This is a genomic window from Paenibacillus sp. FSL K6-2859, from assembly GCF_038008265.1.
Classification (GTDB): domain Bacteria; phylum Bacillota; class Bacilli; order Paenibacillales; family Paenibacillaceae; genus Paenibacillus_AQ; species Paenibacillus_AQ nitricinens.
Genome location: NZ_JBBOYU010000001.1, coordinates 5,266,881 through 5,285,473 on the forward strand (window position 1 = coordinate 5,266,881; position 18,593 = coordinate 5,285,473).

Annotated in this window: 18 protein-coding genes; 4 read left to right on the forward strand and 14 right to left on the reverse strand. The window is 43.5% G+C overall.

The genetic code is table 11. The features are described from left to right. Positions 1-260 precede the first annotated feature (260 nt). The gene (locus MHB64_RS23565) at positions 261-1,388 is read left to right on the forward strand and encodes a coiled-coil domain-containing protein (RefSeq protein WP_341135485.1); all 1,128 of its coding nucleotides are present in this window, start codon (positions 261-263) and stop codon (positions 1,386-1,388) included. Here MHB64_RS23565 and MHB64_RS23570 read toward each other — a convergent pair. Then, entirely contained in the window at positions 1,380-2,606 is a 1,227-nt protein-coding gene (locus MHB64_RS23570) for an extracellular solute-binding protein (RefSeq protein ID WP_341135486.1), read from the reverse strand. The genes MHB64_RS23565 and MHB64_RS23570 overlap by 9 nt on opposite strands. 381 nt (positions 2,607-2,987) lie before the next feature. Further along, a complete protein-coding gene (locus MHB64_RS23575; RefSeq protein WP_094870338.1) occupies positions 2,988-4,319 on the reverse strand; it encodes a PhoH family protein in 1,332 nt (443 codons plus the stop codon). Positions 4,320-4,424: 105 nt separating this feature from the next. Between MHB64_RS23575 and MHB64_RS23580 the strand changes: the two genes are divergently transcribed. Beyond that, complete coding sequence (locus tag MHB64_RS23580) at positions 4,425-5,000, forward strand: YhcN/YlaJ family sporulation lipoprotein (RefSeq protein ID WP_094870337.1); 576 nt, start codon at positions 4,425-4,427, stop codon at positions 4,998-5,000. A 30-nt stretch (positions 5,001-5,030) separates the two neighbouring features. On the opposite strand, the gene MHB64_RS23585 is transcribed toward MHB64_RS23580, so the two are convergent. From MHB64_RS23585 to MHB64_RS23610, 6 genes are all read right to left on the reverse strand, one after another. Next, on the reverse strand, positions 5,031-5,483 hold the full coding sequence (locus tag MHB64_RS23585; protein WP_076299659.1) for a pyridoxamine 5'-phosphate oxidase family protein: 453 nt from the start codon (positions 5,481-5,483) through the stop codon (positions 5,031-5,033). A 101-nt stretch (positions 5,484-5,584) separates the two neighbouring features. Continuing rightward, positions 5,585-6,682: an LCP family protein gene (locus tag MHB64_RS23590; RefSeq protein WP_341135487.1), complete on the reverse strand. Its 1,098-nt coding sequence runs from the start codon at positions 6,680-6,682 to the stop codon at positions 5,585-5,587. An 86-nt stretch (positions 6,683-6,768) separates the two neighbouring features. Further along, positions 6,769-7,065, reverse strand: coding sequence for a YlaH-like family protein (locus MHB64_RS23595; RefSeq protein WP_341135488.1), 297 nt, complete (start codon positions 7,063-7,065; stop codon positions 6,769-6,771). A 125-nt stretch (positions 7,066-7,190) separates the two neighbouring features. Further along, entirely contained in the window at positions 7,191-9,032 is a 1,842-nt protein-coding gene (gene typA / locus MHB64_RS23600) for a translational GTPase TypA (protein ID WP_042190900.1), read from the reverse strand. 206 nt (positions 9,033-9,238) lie between these two features. Next, positions 9,239-9,748 carry a hypothetical protein gene (locus MHB64_RS23605; RefSeq protein ID WP_094870335.1) on the reverse strand — a complete coding sequence of 170 codons (510 nt, stop codon included), beginning with the start codon at positions 9,746-9,748 and terminating at the stop codon, positions 9,239-9,241. A gap of 183 nt (positions 9,749-9,931) precedes the next feature. Continuing rightward, positions 9,932-10,591, reverse strand: a complete 660-nt coding sequence (locus tag MHB64_RS23610) for a TerC family protein (RefSeq protein ID WP_094870334.1) — start codon at positions 10,589-10,591, stop codon at positions 9,932-9,934. 173 nt (positions 10,592-10,764) lie between these two features. Here MHB64_RS23610 and MHB64_RS23615 point away from each other — a divergent pair, with 173 nt between their 5' ends. Next, positions 10,765-11,457, forward strand: coding sequence for a TerC family protein (locus tag MHB64_RS23615; RefSeq protein WP_341135489.1), 693 nt, complete (start codon positions 10,765-10,767; stop codon positions 11,455-11,457). A 37-nt stretch (positions 11,458-11,494) separates the two neighbouring features. On the opposite strand, the gene thiI is transcribed toward MHB64_RS23615, so the two are convergent. The 6 genes from thiI to MHB64_RS23645 form a co-directional block, all read right to left on the reverse strand. Continuing rightward, positions 11,495-12,781 (reverse strand): tRNA uracil 4-sulfurtransferase ThiI, encoded by a 1,287-nt coding sequence (gene thiI / locus MHB64_RS23620; protein ID WP_341135490.1) that lies wholly within the window; start codon positions 12,779-12,781, stop codon positions 11,495-11,497. A 3-nt stretch (positions 12,782-12,784) separates the two neighbouring features. Then, positions 12,785-13,936, reverse strand: coding sequence for a cysteine desulfurase family protein (locus MHB64_RS23625; protein WP_094876448.1), 1,152 nt, complete (start codon positions 13,934-13,936; stop codon positions 12,785-12,787). A 127-nt stretch (positions 13,937-14,063) separates the two neighbouring features. Then, the gene (locus MHB64_RS23630) at positions 14,064-14,774 is read right to left on the reverse strand and encodes a lytic transglycosylase domain-containing protein (RefSeq protein ID WP_341135491.1); all 711 of its coding nucleotides are present in this window, start codon (positions 14,772-14,774) and stop codon (positions 14,064-14,066) included. Positions 14,775-14,956: 182 nt separating this feature from the next. Next, a complete protein-coding gene (locus tag MHB64_RS23635) occupies positions 14,957-15,370 on the reverse strand; it encodes a DUF5353 domain-containing protein (RefSeq protein ID WP_256990450.1) in 414 nt (137 codons plus the stop codon). A gap of 12 nt (positions 15,371-15,382) precedes the next feature. Further along, the gene (locus MHB64_RS23640) at positions 15,383-15,604 is read right to left on the reverse strand and encodes a DUF1540 domain-containing protein (RefSeq protein ID WP_042190912.1); all 222 of its coding nucleotides are present in this window, start codon (positions 15,602-15,604) and stop codon (positions 15,383-15,385) included. Positions 15,605-15,842: 238 nt separating this feature from the next. Further along, a complete protein-coding gene (locus MHB64_RS23645; RefSeq protein ID WP_042190914.1) occupies positions 15,843-16,340 on the reverse strand; it encodes a YpuI family protein in 498 nt (165 codons plus the stop codon). 309 nt (positions 16,341-16,649) lie between these two features. On the opposite strand from MHB64_RS23645, the gene MHB64_RS23650 reads away from it, so the two are divergent. Beyond that, positions 16,650-18,590, forward strand: a complete 1,941-nt coding sequence (locus tag MHB64_RS23650) for a S8 family peptidase (RefSeq protein ID WP_341135492.1) — start codon at positions 16,650-16,652, stop codon at positions 18,588-18,590. Positions 18,591-18,593 lie beyond the last annotated feature (3 nt).

Here is an 18,593-nt window from a genome sequence, read left to right on the forward strand (position 1 = left end):
TTATCAGTTAGTATATATATGAGGCCCCACAAATACCTGAGTACGCATTGAAGGATAGCCTCACTTTGTGGGGATTTTTTGTATGTATGCTATTTTAGAAGGGTTAAACATATTATTAGTACATACATATATCCATTCAAGAAGAAACGGTTTTGCCGTCTTTTAGGGACAGTTTCCATTTCTACGAGAAATAGAAGGATGATCTATGGAGTAAAACAGATAAATTATTTTCTTAAATTTCAAAAAAAGGTGGTGGTGTGGTGCGCTCCCGCAATGCCCAAAGCCGCATGATGGCAACCATACTAATTCTCTTCTGCTGTACATTATTTCCGTTACAATCTACGATGTACCTGTCTGCCGATCCTAGCCGTTCTTTTTTCAATTCCTCTATACCAGATAATGAAGAAACCCGTAAACTTCTGGAGCAGACCTTATCTTCCGCAGAAATTGAACGGGAGATCATCAAGATTACAGCCGAACAAAAAGCACTTGAAGAAAAGGTAGATTACCTAGAAGAGCAAGCTATCCAGAAAAAATCCGCCATCGTAAATCAACAAGAGCGTGCAGGTGCGGTCCTTCGTTCTTATTATATGGGGGATAGAGACGGTCTCTTAGCCGCATTTCTATCCGCGAAGAGCATTAGCAGATTCCTGGCACTATTCGATTATTATGAAATAATTATTGGAAATGACCGCAACATTCTCACACAATACGAGGACCAATATAAGGATCTAAAGAAGACCCTCCAGACTGCACGGCGCAGCTCGAAGGATCTTGCACAGCTGCGAACCGCTCTGGAGGAACAGAAAATTCGGGTAGCCGCGCTCAATAAAGAAATTGAAGGTGGGATTAAAGACAGTAGTGATCCTGATAATATGAGCGCTCTGCTTCAAGAATTCACATTATATTGGGAGAATATTGGTTTGCGCGAGGTAAAGACCTACTTCAAAGCATTATCTACCGCAATGAATAAATTACCGCAGTTTGTCCAGAATCGAGAGGGTGTTCTTACTCGTAAGGGGATGACTTATGTTCTGAATCTGAAGGAAGAGGATTTAAACGAATTCCTTCAGTCCCAGAATAAGCTATTTAACGATTTCGCATTTCATTTTAATGACGGAACGATTACTGCTACAGGAAAAAGTGGAGCTTTAGCCCTTTCATTAACCGGCCACTACGTCATACAGGAAGAACCCATCAACGGACTTATATTCCAAGTCGATCATGTTGTATTTAATGGACTCGAATTACCTGACACCACTAGAAGAACACTTGAGGAGGAATTTGATTTAGGCTTTTACCCTGCAAAAATTGTTTCTTTCCTACGTGCCACAGAAGTAGATAGCAAAGAAGGCGTCCTCCAGGTTAAACTATCTATCTCATTCTAAGCCTTCCTTGATGAAATCTTTGTACCCGGCCGCATCAATTTTTCCTGTAAGCAGTAAGGATACTGCTTCAACAATCTTCCTCCAGCCGCCTTGGAATTCGACCTCCGGGGCGGTTTCTTCTGTCAGTAAAAGTTCGACTCCAAAAGGAAGCCTATATTTGAAATCATTTTCCGAACGATATAGGACATCCAGCGCAGGCAAGCTCCCCGTGTTCTCCAGCCAGTCCATCTGAGAAGCTTCAGAGGTGATAAACGTCAGCCAATTCACGGCTTCCTTTGGATTTGGGGATTGAGCTGGAAGTGCAAAGGAACGACTGTAATAGGATTCAAGTCCTCTCCCGTTACTTACGGTCAGCGGTGCTTCAGCAACTAAAGATGAATTCCCATGTTTTTTCCACTCAGAAAGCGGTAGAGCAGCAACAGCAACGCTTCCGCTCTGAATCATATCCCAAACATCTTTGTTATATCGACTGGTAAGGTAAAAATAACTGCGGGCATTTTGAGTCCAATTTATCACTTCTTGGTTATCCGATAGCAAGCTGCTGTTCATACTCTCCATAACGGCGGACAATCCATATGGATTACGTGTATCCATCGCGAGTAAATATTTCCCTTGCTCTTTGAGCACATTCTGAAGTAATGTGTTCCACTGTTCCAGACTTCTTGGTAAGGTGGTGAATCCCAGTTCCGCAAGCCGCTGTGGTGAATAAACAAGTACATAAGGGTCGATATCCAGCGGCACTCCCCAATTATATCCGTTCCATTGCATCCAGGGGATTAACTGAGTTAACGGTGCAGTTCCCGGAATGCTCTGATACACATCCACCGGCAATAAATATCCACGTGTAGCCCAGTCGAGAATACTTCGTCCATCCGCCATAACGATATCCGGGCTATCCCCGATGGTTAGATCACGCTTCAAAACTTCGTCTGCATCCTCGCTATCAATATTTCTTAATATTACCTTTACTCCACTTTCTAAAGTATAACGATTGCTTAGAAGCTCCAGTTCACTGAATTCCTCACTATTTAAGGATACTGTTATGCGCAGGCTATCTATAGATCCCTCTTCCCCTGAAGAGGGGTTTGTCGACTGACTTTGTGGTTTTTTCATAGGATGTGGGTCGTTATTGGTACTCAATTCCATACTGGGTGACAAGCTTGTCAGCGATAGTAGTAAAATTGCAAAAAGCAGCCAATAATTTTTGCGTTTCAGCACATTTCCCCACCTTCCCCATGATTACTCACCCCTATTTTACCAAACCCGCCGCTGCTTGTCTTTAGAATGTGAAAACGTTCTCTTACTATTATATAGGTGAAATGATAGAGAAATTTAAAACGTTCATGATTCTCTGAGTACGAGGGGCCTCCGTGTGCGGATTATTCTTCCAATCGCTGTAGTCTCCAGATTTATGGATTATATTCCTAAGCGGTATAAATCCAGAGACAAAGGCGAACGCTAGCGCTTCTACAGAACAATTCCTCCCCCTTCGCTTTCCGCTCTTCATCTAATAACCATAACCTAATAGATTCCTCGCCGTTTCTGGGCGGCAGGAAAAAGCCGGGAGGTCTGCTGCTCCCGGCTGAGATTGAAAGTAAGTTAGAGAAGATCCGCGGCCAATTGGGCCAGACGGGAACGCTCGCCTTTTTCCAAAGTAATATGTCCGCTAATCCCTTGCTGCTTAAACTTCTCAACAATATAGCTAAGTCCGTTACTCGCAGCATCCAGATACGGATGATCGATTTGCTCCGGATCCCCCATAAGAATGACTTTACTCCCTTCACCCGCTCTGGAGACGATCGTCTTCACTTCATGACGGGAAAGGTTTTGAGCTTCATCAATAATAATGAACTGTGCAGGGATTGAACGGCCACGAATATAAGTTAAGGCTTCTACCTGTATGCTGCCTAAGCCCATTAATATTTTATCGATATCGCCAGCTTTTTTGGTGTCGAACAAGAACTCCAGATTATCATAAATAGGCTGCATCCAAGGTCTGAGCTTCTCATCCTTCTCTCCAGGTAAATATCCAATATCTTTCCCCATTGGAACGACTGGACGGGCAATGAGCAGTTTTTTGTATTTATGCTCATCCTCAACTTTGAATAGTCCGGCAGCAAGTGCCAATAATGTCTTTCCTGTACCTGCCTTGCCTGTAATGGTTACAAGCGGGATTTCATCATTGAGAAGCAGCTCCAATGCCATTCGTTGTTGAGCATTTCGCGCGCTGATCCCCCAAACTGAATCATTGCCCAGATAGAGCGGCTCCAGACGGGTTGCCTCACTATTCACCTTGAGAAGAGCTGATTTGCCCGTGCCTATCTCATCCTTAAGGATCACAAATTCATGAGGGTAGAGCGGGTACGACAGCGCGAGCTGTTTAACCGTTAAAGAACGGTGACTGTAATATTCATCAATCAATGCCGGATGAACCTGCAAAGATTGGTAACCGGTGTAAAGTTCATTTAAATCCCCAGTACGATCTGATAAATAATCCTCTGGTGTAATTCCTAGCACATCCGCTTTTATACGGACCAGCACATCCTTACTCACAAGCACTACGGGACGCGGATCAGGCTTCTCTTTCTCTTCAATTAAATAATTGAGCGCTACAGCCAAAATCCGATTGTCGTTAGACACCTCTCCAAACATTTCCTGTACTTTCACAAAACTGCGATGGTTAAGTTCTACCTTCAGCTTGCCTCCATGCTCCAGCTCCACACCACTATGCAGATGTCCTAGTTCACGAAGTCCATCCAGCAATCGGGAAACCGTGCGGGCATTCCGACCAATTTCGTCAGCGTTGCGCTTTTTGGAGTCGATTTCTTCCAGCACAACTGCTGGAATAACCACCTCATGCTCCTTGAAAGAGAAAATCGAATTGGGGTCGTGCAAAAGCACGTTGGTATCTAGCACAAATATCTTGTTCATATTATCCCCTCCACAGCGCCTGGTTTGATTGATCATACATAACTCTTTCCGCCAAGGGAAAAGATAAGGTACAGAAACGATCTTGGCTGAAAGGAGTAATCACATATGAGAAAATCAATATGTCTGTTGCTGGTACTGCTGCTATTGACAAGCTGCGGTATCGCTAATAAAAAGACATCACCCTCTCCTCAGAATAAACAATCTGCGAATGCTGTAAAGGGTACGGGAAACCATGAGGTCCGGCAATTGGCCAACGATGGTGCAACTAATCCTAAGGCCACCTCAAAAGCTGGTCACACCGTCAGTGTTAAGGGCGAAAGTGAAATTGCACTTAAGGATCATTTTGAACAGTTGGCCAAAAGAGTTCCTGGTGTGAATGGCGCACACTGTGTAGTCATGAACAAAGTAGCCATTGTAGGTCTTGACGTAGAAGGTTCTCTAGACCGATCACGTGTCGGAAGCATTAAATATTCTGTAGCGGAAGCTATCCGCAAAGACCCGAGAAGTGTACGTGCACTTGTCACAGCCGATATGGATCTCTCCAGCCGCTTAGCGGACATGAGCCGCCATATCTCTCAGGGACATCCGATTTCCGGATTCTCATCCGAACTGGCTGATATCATCGGTCGAATCATGCCGCAGCTGCCAGAAGATACTAAACCGATTAAAAATGCACAGTAGAGGTTAAAAAAAAGCCCAGTGATATTCTCACTAGGCTTTTTTCATGGCAGCAAATACTTGTCCGTCCAGCTTCTCAGCGGCACGTCCATCATAAACCTTTGCATATCTTGGGGCGGATTCAAGCTGCGCTCCATAAAAAAGCGCGTTACGCACCGCCATAATTTCAACATCAAAGCAGCACATCTTGAAAGGTACATCCTGAAGTGGATCCTGCTTTACAACGGCACTGCCGTTGATAGCATACACAGTACCCTCACCGAACACAGTGACAGTTACTAACGGATTTACCTTCATGTTATTCACGAGTCTGGAACGATGATCTACAGCCAGACGCACAGTACTAGGACTAACTGCATAAATCCACGAAATGGCCGTGGATGTTGGACCTCCTGATTCCGCATCAACTGTGTTGAGAAGAACAAAAGTTTCCGATTGCAGCATCGATAACAAGGTTTCGTTCAGCTGAGCAACGGCTTCGGACATAAGTACTGGCCCCCTATGCGGCGTAAATTCATTCAATTTATTATATTATAGCACAGGCTGAAACTTGCATTCAATTTTAAGGTGAAGTGTTATTAAGGACTTTAAGGCGCCTCAGTGGATTCTGAAGTGGAACTAGCAGAAACTCCTGCTAATCGATCCTGCAAGCTTTTCTTGGCCGCCTCAAGCTCCTCATCATTAATATATACATACGGACTTCGCCATGTTCCAGTCACGGGTTTAAATTCGATATCATCTTTGGAAATCTTCCAATAAGTCGCAATCATATCTTTAATCTGCGAATTTTCGATATCAGTCTTCATATTACTGTCCACTGCGTCAAGAACCTTGCCTATTTTTAATACTCCACCAAGCGATTGCATCTGATCCACCAGTGAATGTAGGACCTCATTCTGACGTTTGTTCCGATCAAAATCGTCTGAAGCCTTAGTCTTAGGCTTACAATTAGATTTACGATATCGCACATAATCTAGCGCTTTATCTCCATCAAGCTCCGCCGGACCTTTTTTCAGATTGATATTCGTACCATCTACGCTGTCTGTATAACACATATTATCGCTAATGTTGACTTTGACTCCGCCAAGCTCGTCCACCACATCACGGAAGCCTTGAAAATCCAGGATCGTTGTATAATCTACGTCAATATCTAGATATTTCCCCATCATGGTCTTCATCTCATCTTCTGCCAAAATACCAGAGGAATCTTCTTTTCCCTTAAATCGAGCATAGAATTCGTTAATCTTCGTTTGCTTGTATCCATTGAGCTCAACTAAGGTATCGCGTGGAAGAGAGACAATGGTTGCTGATTTTGTCTTAGGATTAAGCGCTGCAACCATAATAACATCTGTTAATCTAGATGGATGTTTTGGTCTATTATCCGTACCCAGGATAAGCATTGTCAGTGGTTTTTCTGTAGCTGAATGCCCTGGAGCAACCGTTCCTTTATTACCTGCATTAAAGACCCCATTTTCAAGCTTCCAATACAGATAGCCCCCGTAGCTCAATACACCAAGAATCGCAATAATGAGTAAGGTTAACAGGATTCTAACTAATCTGCCAAAAAAGCCTCTCTTTTGCGGTTTTTTCTTTTTTTTCTTAGGAGCACCCTTCACAGGCTGTTTTCTATTATTCGGTTGTTGACCACTTGCTCGTGGAGGTAAACTGCTGTTTCGTGTACTCATAGTAGAATAAAGTCCTCTTCATTTCATTTGGAATTTAAAAAATTGCTACACTTAAATAGACGTTCCATAAGCAGTAAAAGTTTCGATTACTGTCTTTTTGCTGCAGCTGCAGCCTTTCTCTTCTGTCGAGCTTCTACGATATAACGTATCCGTACCATCAGCATTAATCCGACAGCGACCAGCAGACACTGAATGATCGGTAGCTTATCATGTTGAAAAATGAGGAGCATGCCGGAACCGATCGCGATCATTATGTACAGCATAATCTCTTTGCCAATCGATAACTTTTGATTCACACGAAATACCTGATTATACACAAATGTAAGCAATATAAAAATAACAATATAAGCGACGATTGGATGCTCAGCAAACCAGACTTGCATAGATACCGCACTCCTCCCAAATTTAAGATACGTTTACATTATATCATCAGTAAGGGAAGTTTTTGTTATAAAAAAAACCGCCGAAAGTTAAACCTCCGACGGCTCTTTACTATGATAAGCTGATCTTACGCGTTTGCTTGTGCCATTTTACGTTGCTTCTCTACACGTTCGCGTTCGCCTTTGTTCAGAATCTTTTTGCGCAAACGAATGGATTTAGGTGTGATTTCACAATATTCATCATCATTCAAATATTCAAGTGCGCCTTCCAAAGAGAAGGTACGTGGTGTCTTCATTTTTACAGTATCATCCTTACCTGAGGTACGCATGTTGGTAAGTGCTTTTTCTCTACAGATGTTAACGATAATATCGTTATCACGGGTATGCTCGCCTACGATCATACCTTCATAAATTTCTGTACCTGCATCCAAGAAGAGAATACCACGATCCTCAACGCCCACAATTCCATATTGTGTTGTTGATCCAGTCTCACTGGCAACAAGCACACCTTGATGACGTCCGCCAACTTGACCAGCAACCAGTGGAGCGTAGCTGTCAAAAGCATGGTTCATAACGCCGTAACCGCGTGTCAAAGTCAAGAAGTAAGTGTTGTAACCAATCAAACCACGTGCAGGAATCAGGAACTCCAGACGTACTTGACCCGTACCGTTGTTAATCATGTTGACCATTTCGGCTTTGCGAGTGCCCAGACTTTCCATAACAGAGCCCATGCTTTCTTCTGGAATGTCAATCATAAGACGCTCAAGTGGCTCCGATTTAACACCATCGATTTCTTTAATGATTACTTGTGGTTTAGAAACTTGCATTTCATAACCTTCACGACGCATATTCTCGATCAGAATACCAAGGTGAAGCTCACCGCGTCCAGAAACGATAAATGCATCAGGACTATCTGTTTCATCCACACGCAAACTCACATCTGTCTCAAGTTCTTTAAAGAGACGTTCACGAAGCTTACGGGAAGTTACCCATTTACCTTCTTTACCAGCAAAAGGACTGTTATTTACAAGGAAAGTCATTTGCATTGTTGGCTCGTCGATCTTAAGAACAGGCAATGCTTCTGGATTCGCTGGATCAGCAATGGTCTCACCAATGTTAATGTCCTTGATCCCTGCGATAGCAACGATATCCCCTGCGCCCGCTTCTTCTGTTTCAATACGTTTTAAACCTTGGAACCCGAACAATTTCTCAATACGTGCGGTTTTACTCTTACCGTCACGCATAATTACAGTTACAGATTGACCTTGTTTGATCACACCGCGGTTTACACGGCCAATAGCAATACGACCCAAGTATTCGTTATAATCCATCAACGTTACGAGGAATTGAAGCGGGTCTTCTACACTTTCAGTTGGAGCTGGGATATGCTCAACGATTGTTTCGTAAAGTGAAAGCATTGTCTCATCTTGCTTCTCAGGGACCATGCTTGATGTTCCGTTAAGAGCAGATGCATAAACTACTGGGAATTCCAATTGTTCATCGTTAGCTTCAAGCTCGATGAACAAATCCAGTACTTCATCAATAACTTCCTTCGGACGTGCAGCCGGACGGTCAATCTTGTTCACGACAACGATTGGAGTCAGCTTCTGCTCCAAAGCTTTACGCAATACAAATTTCGTTTGCGGCATGCAGCCTTCATAAGCATCAACAACCAGCAATACACCGTCAACCATTTTCATAATCCGTTCTACTTCGCCACCGAAGTCAGCATGTCCAGGTGTATCCACAATATTGATCAAAAACTCTTTATAAGTAATTGCTGTATTTTTAGCTAGGATTGTAATTCCGCGTTCCCGCTCGATATCGTTAGAGTCCATAGCGCGTTCTTGTACGTGTTCGTGTGCGCTGAAGATCCCCGATTGCTGAAGAAGCTGATCGACGAGTGTTGTTTTGCCATGGTCAACGTGGGCAATGATCGCAATGTTGCGAATATCTTTTCTTGAATGCATGATTTGTATCCAAATCCTCTCATTTATCAAATTAAAACTGTTAAAATTCTTAGCATGTCACGGCAGTCTCACAAAAGAAGCGCCAGGCAGAAAGCCGACGCTTCAACATAACATTAATATTATAGTGAAAGCACTATGAAAAGCAAGTCTTTTTATGAAAAAAACAGTTACCAAATTCCGTTTTTTTTCACAAGATCCAACATTAATTAACTTCGATACCATCTATTTCGGCCACGAGTTCTACCCCGGCCTGTAATCAGCCAAATCCCTGCAGCGATGAATACAATACCAATCAGATAGATTACACCCGTACCCATGAGACTGAAAATACAAAGCGCTATGCTTAGAACGCCTAATATAACAGCAATTGCAGATAATCCCCCTGTCCGTCTTGGAGAATTAATGGAATATTCATACAGACCTACGGCAATGCCAAGCAGAAGCACAGGCCATAAATATTTCATAAGCCCCCATCCCCATATATTGCAAAGACCAAACAGTAAACCATATACCGTTAATATTCCAGCGGGAATCAATACCGTTGCCGAAGCACGGCGGCTAAAAAATAACATATGTAGAACTAATCCTGGAAGTAAAATCACTAACGGCCAAAGGGCACGTCCCAAAAATCCGAAGACGCCCAGCTTACCGAATAAAATCAAGACGCCCGCAGCTACAATGAATATACCTAGTCTCATGTCATTCTTGGAAGACATCCTTCACCCATCCCTTCAAATTCACGTCTACCTCACTACCTTGTCCTCACTTACCCAGAAAACGACAGGTTTCTCATTCATATTATCTGAAATATACACAAAATGCCATCACTGACCTCGCAAAAAAAGGACAATTCCAATTTATGGAGATGTCCCTTTAGTATTGCCTTTTATTGCAATTTATTAACCTAATGATGTTGTTCTTCGTTTAACTGCTCCTGTAACAACTACTAATATCCCTAAAGCGATCGGCAGTATGGAATGTGTGGATGGGAGTAAAAAAGAGAGCATTGTCCCTAATTTTGCATCCTGAAGCATCATATCACCTGCTGTAAAGGCTAAAATATAAGCGCCGATAAATACGAGTATCGGAAATCTATGCAGCCACCCCACAATGAGGCCACTTCCCCATACTACAATCGGAATACTGAGCGCAATCCCGATGACAATTAAAGCCAAATCCCCTTTGGCTAGACCGGCAATCGCCAGAACGTTATCAAGACTCATAATAAAATCAGCCACGAGAATCGTTCGGATGGATTTCCAAACGGAGGACGTTTCCGCGACTCTAAGGTCCTCCTCTTCTTCCAGCAGCAGCTTGAACGCAATCCATAGCAGCAAAATTCCTCCTCCAGCCTGGATATAAGGGATTTTCAACAGTAATACCGCGACAAAAGTAAGCAAGCAGCGCAGAACAACGGCTCCCGCAGCTCCCCACCATACCGCAGTCTTCCGGTGCTTCTCCGGAAGGTCCTTACTGGCCATTGCGATGACCATAGCATTATCTCCACTCAGTACAAGATTGATCATCAATATTTCACCAAGGAGCAATAATGATTCCATTCGCTCTTACCTCCCCGAATCACATGTAACTACATGTATGTCCGGAAGTGACAAGCTATGCTTCCTGTCCAACTTTTTTTTGAGGATAAAAGCATGTATGCTCTTTTTTTTGCGTATACAAAACTAAGCATATCTTCGTGCTCATCTTAACAAATTTTAGGGGTGACTGCGCCTTGAATACATCCATATGGGAGTTTGTATTATCACTGCTCAATATTATTTTCCTAGATCTGATTCTGGCGGGAGACAATGCCATAGTCATCGGGCTTGCTGCACGTAATTTACCGAACAGCACTCAAAAAAAAGCAATTGTGCTTGGAACAGCAGGTGCCGTCATATTACGGATTTTCGCAACGGTTCTGGTCGTATGGTTATTAAAAATCCCTTGGTTACTGCTGGCAGGCGGGATTTTACTTATTCTAATAGCCTATAAGCTGTTAACAGATGAGAACCATTCAGCGAATATCAAGGCGGGTCAAAGCTTAGGGGCTGCTGTGGGTACAATCATTCTAGCCGATGCTGCGATGGGACTGGATAATGTCATCGCCATTGCGGGAGTCGCTAAGCACAATATCTCTCTAGTTGTCATAGGACTATTAATCAGCGTTCCAATTGTGGTCTGGGGGAGTACTCTTTTTATTAAATTAATCAACAAATATCCATGGATTATTTATATTGGCTCAGCAGTCCTAGGGTTTACAGCCTCAAGCATGATTACAGATGAGCAGCAGCTATCCCCATTTTTTGAGCAGCATCCACTATTGAGAGCTCTGTTTATATTCGTGATCATTGTTGGCATCTTAATTGGAGGACACTGGAGACGCCAATCAAGCCATAATAATTCAAAAAAGCTGCCTCAACCGTAGATGTTGCTACGAACGAGACAGCCTTTTGTTTATAATATTAGAACCATTCTTCCTGTAATCCAGCCTGAGCACTTACTACATCTCTAGGCTTCTCATCTCCATACGGAGTGATCAGTACAGTCTCCGTGGCTTCGATCGCTGCTTCCAGCAATGCAGCATATCCAGGAAGCGTAGCTTCAATCTTATCTACAATCCGTAAATTCGGGTTCGTTGCAGGTGATTTTGGTACAAATAAAGTGCAGCAATCCTCATAAGGAAGGATAGATAAATCATAGGTACCGATATTCTTAGACAGCTCCACAATATCACTTTTGTCCATCATTACCAGCGGACGCAGTAGAGGAAGTTGTGTAGCACGGCCGATCACGTTCATGCTTGATAGCGTCTGGCTAGCGACCTGCCCAAGACTTTCACCGGTTACGATCGCGAGTGCCCCCTCACGTTCAGCAAGCTGTGTAGTAATTCTCAGCATCGCTCGACGCATCAATGTAATAATCAGATTATCCTGACCAATTCCAGTAAAAGATGTCTGCACCTCTGTAAAGGGTACTAAATGTAGCTTGATGACTCCCGCATATCGTGACAATACCCGAGTAAGATCAACCACCTTTTGCCGGGCAAGCTCACTTGTATAAGGATAACTATAGAAGTGAACGCACTCCACCTCGAGTCCACGACGCATGGATGACCAGCCGGCTACAGGACTATCAATACCTCCGGACAGCAATAACATCGCTTTTCCATTCGTACCTAGCGGAAATCCACCCACACCTGCAATATTTTCGCAAAATATATAAGTATGGCCTTGACGAATTTCGACCTTCAGCTCCAATTGAGGTGACTTTACATCCACAGTAAGTCCGGAATAGCCTTGCAGCAGGGGTGTCGAGACTAGCTTATTCATCTCCATGGAGCCATATGGGAACTCTTTCCATACCCGGCGTGCATTAACTTTAAATGTAGTTCCCGGTGCAGGAGCGATGATCTCCAAAAAATGACGGCCGACAGCCACAATATCCTCGAGCTCTGACTTAGCCACCTTAACCGGACTGACAGAAGCGATTCCGAATACATTCTTCAGCGCTTCTACCAATGGGGTCGCAGGTTCTCCATTCAGCTCCACGTAAATTCTTCCAAACTCTTTGGTTAGAATCACCTTTGGATAAGGCTTAATCATTTCTTTCACATGACGTAGTACCGTTTTCTCAAATCTGGCACGGTTCTTGCCCTTTAATATAAACTCTCCGAAACGCAAAAGCAGCATATCGGCATAATCAATACTATTGGCACTGCCTTTAGCAGATTCCTGATTTATCACACTCATTAGTTACTTCATACCTCCTTCAGCAATCTTTAAAGCTCGTACCGCAGTAATTAGTGCTTTCTCAAGCGCCGCGACATCTTCTTCAGTATGACTATCACCGAAACTGATGCGGATGCCTCCTGAAGCTACAGAGATATCTTTCCCCATAGACAATAGAACACGACTAGGTTCTGCCAGCCGGGATGAGCAAGCCGATCGGGTAGAAACAGCCATCCCCAGTTCCTCCAGCTTACGGGCGAACACTTCCCCTTTCATGCCAGGATATGAGAAATGCACAATATGAGGGGCTCCATCCTCTCTGCTGTTTATAACAAATTCAGGAACGCTGTGCAAGAAGCGTAACAGTCGATTTCGAAGTGCCAATACTCGGGCATGGAAGGATTCGCGTTGTTCACCACTCATCCGCACTGCTTTGGAAGAGGCAACAATTGCAGGTACATTCTCAGTTCCGGCACGTAGTCCCTCTTCATGAGAACCACCTGAAAGTAAGGGAAACAGTTGGATTCCTTCTTTAATATAGAGAAGCCCCGCTCCGCGAGGACCTCGGATTTTATGAGGAGACAAGCTGTAAAGATCCGCTTTCCATCCTTTAAGGTCAACAGCAAGCTTACCATATCCCTGAACGCCATCCACATGAAATAAAGTTCGTGGATTTACGGATTTAATCAGCCTGCCAATATCCATTAGCGGCTGTACTGTTCCAATTTCATTATTTACATGCATCACACTTACGAGTACGGTATCACGCCGTACTGCAGCAGCCACTCGCTCTGGATCAATCATTCCAGTGCTGTCAGGCGCTACAAAAGTAATCTCCCAGCCATTTCGCTGCAGCTGCAGACAACTTTCATACACAGAGGGATGTTCTATTTCCGTAGTTATCAGATGACGTCCTCTTGACTGATATTGCAAAGCAGCACCTTTAATGGCCAAATTGTTACTCTCCGTAGCCCCAGATGTAAATAGGATCTCCTTTGGTTGTACAGATAACGCAGCCGCGCATACTTCTCGTGAGCGCCTGATCAGCTTTGCCGCTTCATTACCGGCGCGGTGTAAGGAGGACGGGTTAGCATAATGCAGCTTCATAATTTGTTCCATCGTCTTCACCACGTCTTCATAGGGTGGTGTGGCGGCGGCATAATCCCAGTAAAGCATATATCGATTGTCTCCTTTACTTCTTTAAAGTACAGAATCATTCTTTTTTAAATTTTGAAAAAGGATCAAACGGTGATCCCAAATACCAGCATGTGGTTTAAGGGAACTACCCGTTTGATCCTTTTTATTATACAGCGTATTCCGCGCGAGCGCGTTCTATTTTAGTGAGATAAGACTGCGTCTCTTTTGGGAGCAGTGTAAGTTTCTCCAATAATTCCTGATCATTGCTTACCCCTAGATTAATTACCCTTCCAGGCCCTGCATTGTAAGCTGCTAATGCCATCTTTTCCTGTCCGTCAAATCGCTTCAACTGATAAGACAGATAGCGTACACCACCATCAATATTTTGAGCAGGATCGAATGAATCAGAAACCCCTAAACCACGCGCTGTTCCATCCATTAATTGCATTAATCCTTTAGCACCAGCCGAAGAGACAACATTTGGATTAAAGGAAGATTCTGTATCAATCACAGCTTTTATCAAATCGACTGGCACCCCATACTTAGCACTTGCCGTTTGAATCAGATCATCATAGCTTGTTGGTTTAGTATCCGTTATTTCCCCGGAAATTACACTGTCGATGTTTTCAGCTATTCCGCCGATCTGTTGCCATAACAGGCTACTTACAGAGGATGCATCCGGAAGTGACGTCAAGAAGTTTGTATCCCCGTCATTAGAGGAGTTAGAAGATAAAGCTTGAAGCATAGCTGCAAATTGAGAGGCCGACGCGCCCGATCTTTCCGTTTCATTCGCTGAGCTACTTTTGTCGGTTGCACTCTTTAAGCTTACCCATTTAAGCTGCCCTAACCCATTGGTTACAGCGGGATTAATCTCCATACCGGCGCACTCCTTTGATCCTGTTGAATCATATCTATTGGTCTAACCTTAGATTTCGATGAATTACGGCTTAATATTACATTTTATCCGAGATTATTGCTATATGCTGGAATGAAAAACAGACTTCAGACCCTGATATTTAGGTCTAAAGCCTGTTATAATTCAAACTTACCAGTTCATTTTTAACGAGCAAAGGGTATCATCACAAAGTAACTAAGTGTGGATACAATCCCTAAGCCCATCGCCCATGCCCCAAGCGTTTTTTGCTCCTTGGCATATGCATAATAACCAATCACAACTGAAATGGGCCCAAGAATGATGGACCAGAGAAACAAGGAGGCAATACCCATAGCAAGCCCAGTATAACCCATCGCTTTGCTTCCACTATATTCCTCTTCATTCTCCTTAGTTTCACTCGCCACACGTGGTGTTGTATCCCGGATCGGCATCGAAACCGGATTCACCTCTGCAGCATATTCCTCTTGATGTTCTCTGTCCCGGCGTGGATAGTCTACTCTGCGCGGACGCAAAATAACTTTTCTCGGACCGGATGGTCCATTTGATGAACTTGATTCATGTTCCTTTTCTCTGTCCATTAGGGCGGCCTCCTAGGAGTTCGGCTTAAATGTTAAACAGCATGTTGCAGACGATGTTGCGACTTGATCGTGGTGACCTTCATTCGTCATTTCTTCAGCATATTCTTCTTTAAATCCACTACCTGCGTGCTTGTCGATCTCAATAATAATTTCTTCTGCCCGGCATAAATTATGCTCGCCCCAATAATGACAATTGCTTACACTGCATTTGACTAATGGCTTTACACTCGACATATTTATCACCTCGGCTTCATTATGTCCGCACGATTTACCCCCTATTCGACAGGACAGTTTCCAGTTGATGTAACGATGCCCACGCAAAATATCCCCACAAAGTGGGGGGGTGCTTCGATGCGTATTCAGGTACTTTGTGGGGGCCCCAAATATATAAATTCTAATAAGTCAAAAAAGGATCAGCCCTCGTCATTATAAATTGACGAAGTGCTGATCCTTTACAGGAATTAGTTAACTGTTAAACCTGATTTTGCATACGTTTCTCAGTCAAATAGTCGTTTTCATAATAAGTAAGGTCATCGCGTAGCTCTTCATAGGTCTTGGTAATTTCTAGAATGATATCACGAGCCGGACGAACTGGCTTTTTACGGAAACGGATAGCATCCTGTCCAGTATAAGCATAACGTCCATCTTCAGAATAGCTTTCGTTCTTTGGATAGAAGAAGTTATTCACGCCATAGTGATATACATTATAAAGCGCTTTCTGCGCAAAAGATTCATCGAATGTAGCACGACGCAGCGCAACTCCCAGCTTCTCATAAGACATTTCCGAGAACACTAACAGATGACGAACATCGGACAGAAATCCTTGATAAAATTGTACAGTTTCTTCATCATCTTCTGTTACAAGCTGAGGCAATGCATGCTCGTTCAGAAAAATCTCCATCTTATCAATTACATCTTTAAGTTTGTCTCTCGTCGATTCACATAATTTCTGCACATTGGCTGCTGACATGGCGGTTGCTCCCCCTTATTATTCCCTGCTCTTGTAGTCAATAAAGTTAATCTTATGAAGAAATAGTCTTTAGACATATCTCTTTATTCTTGCAATATCAGGATGCAAACACAGAGAAGTCTAACCTTCTGAAAATTAAAAGAACATCTATCGACGTATCTCCTGCAATATCAGGATGCGAACTCAAGATGCTTATTCTCTCTGATATTATCATAAAAAACGTTTGGAAGGTATCCTTTTCTAAGATGCATAAAACATACGCTCTCTTCTAAACCTATAGCCATTACAATGCGTAGAGGAGCGGAAATCATGTCACGTAAAAATCTAACGGTTGCAGGTTTGGTAACAGCTGCGTTCACAGTTGTATTGCTTACCTTTGCACTACGTCCTGCCACTAATGGGACGACGACCAGAGAAGTCGCTAATGTTGCTGTACCAAATCCTGCTCCAACTTCAGCCCTACATTCAGCACCAAACCCATCACAGGAAAAATCATTAAAGAAAAGCTCCTTATCTCAAGATGTTGATGCGACGGATCATCTGAATAGAGTGGATGTCAGCAGACATTTGACTAAGCTCCTCTCTGAAACGGATGGAATGTCTTCGCTTCATGATAAATCAGTGTATGCGAAACGGTTGCAGCAGAACCACGGATTTATCACTATGCTTATGTGGATTGATTTTCGCAAGCATAAAACGGAAACCTTTAAGTCTTCTTCATTTCCTCAAGGAACCGAACAGGAGAATCAGCAGCTGCAAAAATATCTTAAGACGGCGAAATCAGCGATCCATGGTCATCAATCCTATGAATCTCCAACCTTTACAATCGGTAAAGAGAAATATTACTTTATCGCTCAGCGGAACAAAGAAAAAAATATAGGCATCATTGCACTTATCAACCAAAAGGTGCTTGGTCGTGTGGCAGACCATCAGCTGAAGAACCTTCGGCTCATCCCTTATCCAAAGGAAGGGAAGTACCGTGTAGAATCCGTCCATACCGATAATTTAAAAGATATTACCGTTAAGACCGGTCATGATAACGAAAACGCCAGCCATTTTTATGAGAATGAAATTGTCGTCCGTTTCCGCAATAACTCCCCTACGCCGGGGCAGCTTCAAACAATAACCGCTGATATCAACGGCAAAAAGCCACGTAAGCTTGGGTATTCCTATATTTTCCGTTCAGAGAAGCTGACTTATTATGAGCTCAAAGACTATTTCACCAATAAATGGCACCCCGAATATACGGAGCCTCACTATATGTATTTAACCAATGACACGATATCTAAAAACGCAGAGGGAACCGTTACTCCAAATGACATGTTATTCTCCACCTATCAATGGAATTTGCCGGCGATCGAAACGGAGCTGGGCTGGAATCTCTCTAAGGGAAGTAAAGAAGTGATCGTGGCCGTAGTGGACACCGGAGTCCAGATCAATCATCCTGATTTGAAGGGGAAGCTTTTGACAGGGTATAACGCGATTACCAATGGTTCCACTCCAGAAGATGATGTAGGACATGGCACACATGTATCTGGAATTATAGGCGCCCTGGTCAATAACGGAGAGGGAGTAGCTGGAATCAGCTGGTATAACAAGATCCTTCCGGTAAAAGCACTTGATAATTCAGGAGCAGGTACCACTTATTCTGTTGCAGAAGGAATCATTTGGGCAGCGGACAACGGTGCGAAAGTCATAAACTTAAGTTTAGGGAACTATGCGGATTCCCAGTTTCTTCATGACGCGATCAAATATGCCTACGACCGAGATATCGTCCTCGTATCTGCTGCTGGCAACGATAATACAGAACGACCAGGATTTCCTGCTGCGTATCCCGAAGTGATTGCAGTAGCTGCAACAAATGCTTCAGGGGAAAAAGCTTCCTTCTCCAACTACGGCGATTATATTGATGTCGCAGCGCCCGGAGAAAGTATAGCAAGCACTTACCCAGATAGCCAGTATGCCGCTTTATCCGGTACATCGATGGCCAGTCCTCATGTCGCTGCGCTAGCGGGTCTGGTGCGTTCACTAAATCCGAATCTGACGAATACGGAAGTTATGGATCTTATGACCAAAAATGCTGTTGATTTAGGTACTCCCGGGCATGACAAATATTTTGGCTGGGGTCAGGTCGATATCTACAAAACCCTGCAAGCCGCTAGCGGCAATCAGGTTCCCCTTCAGCTATGGCCACAGCATGTACAAAAGCAAATGAATCATTTGAAACAAAGATTAAGTAACTCTAAGTAACAC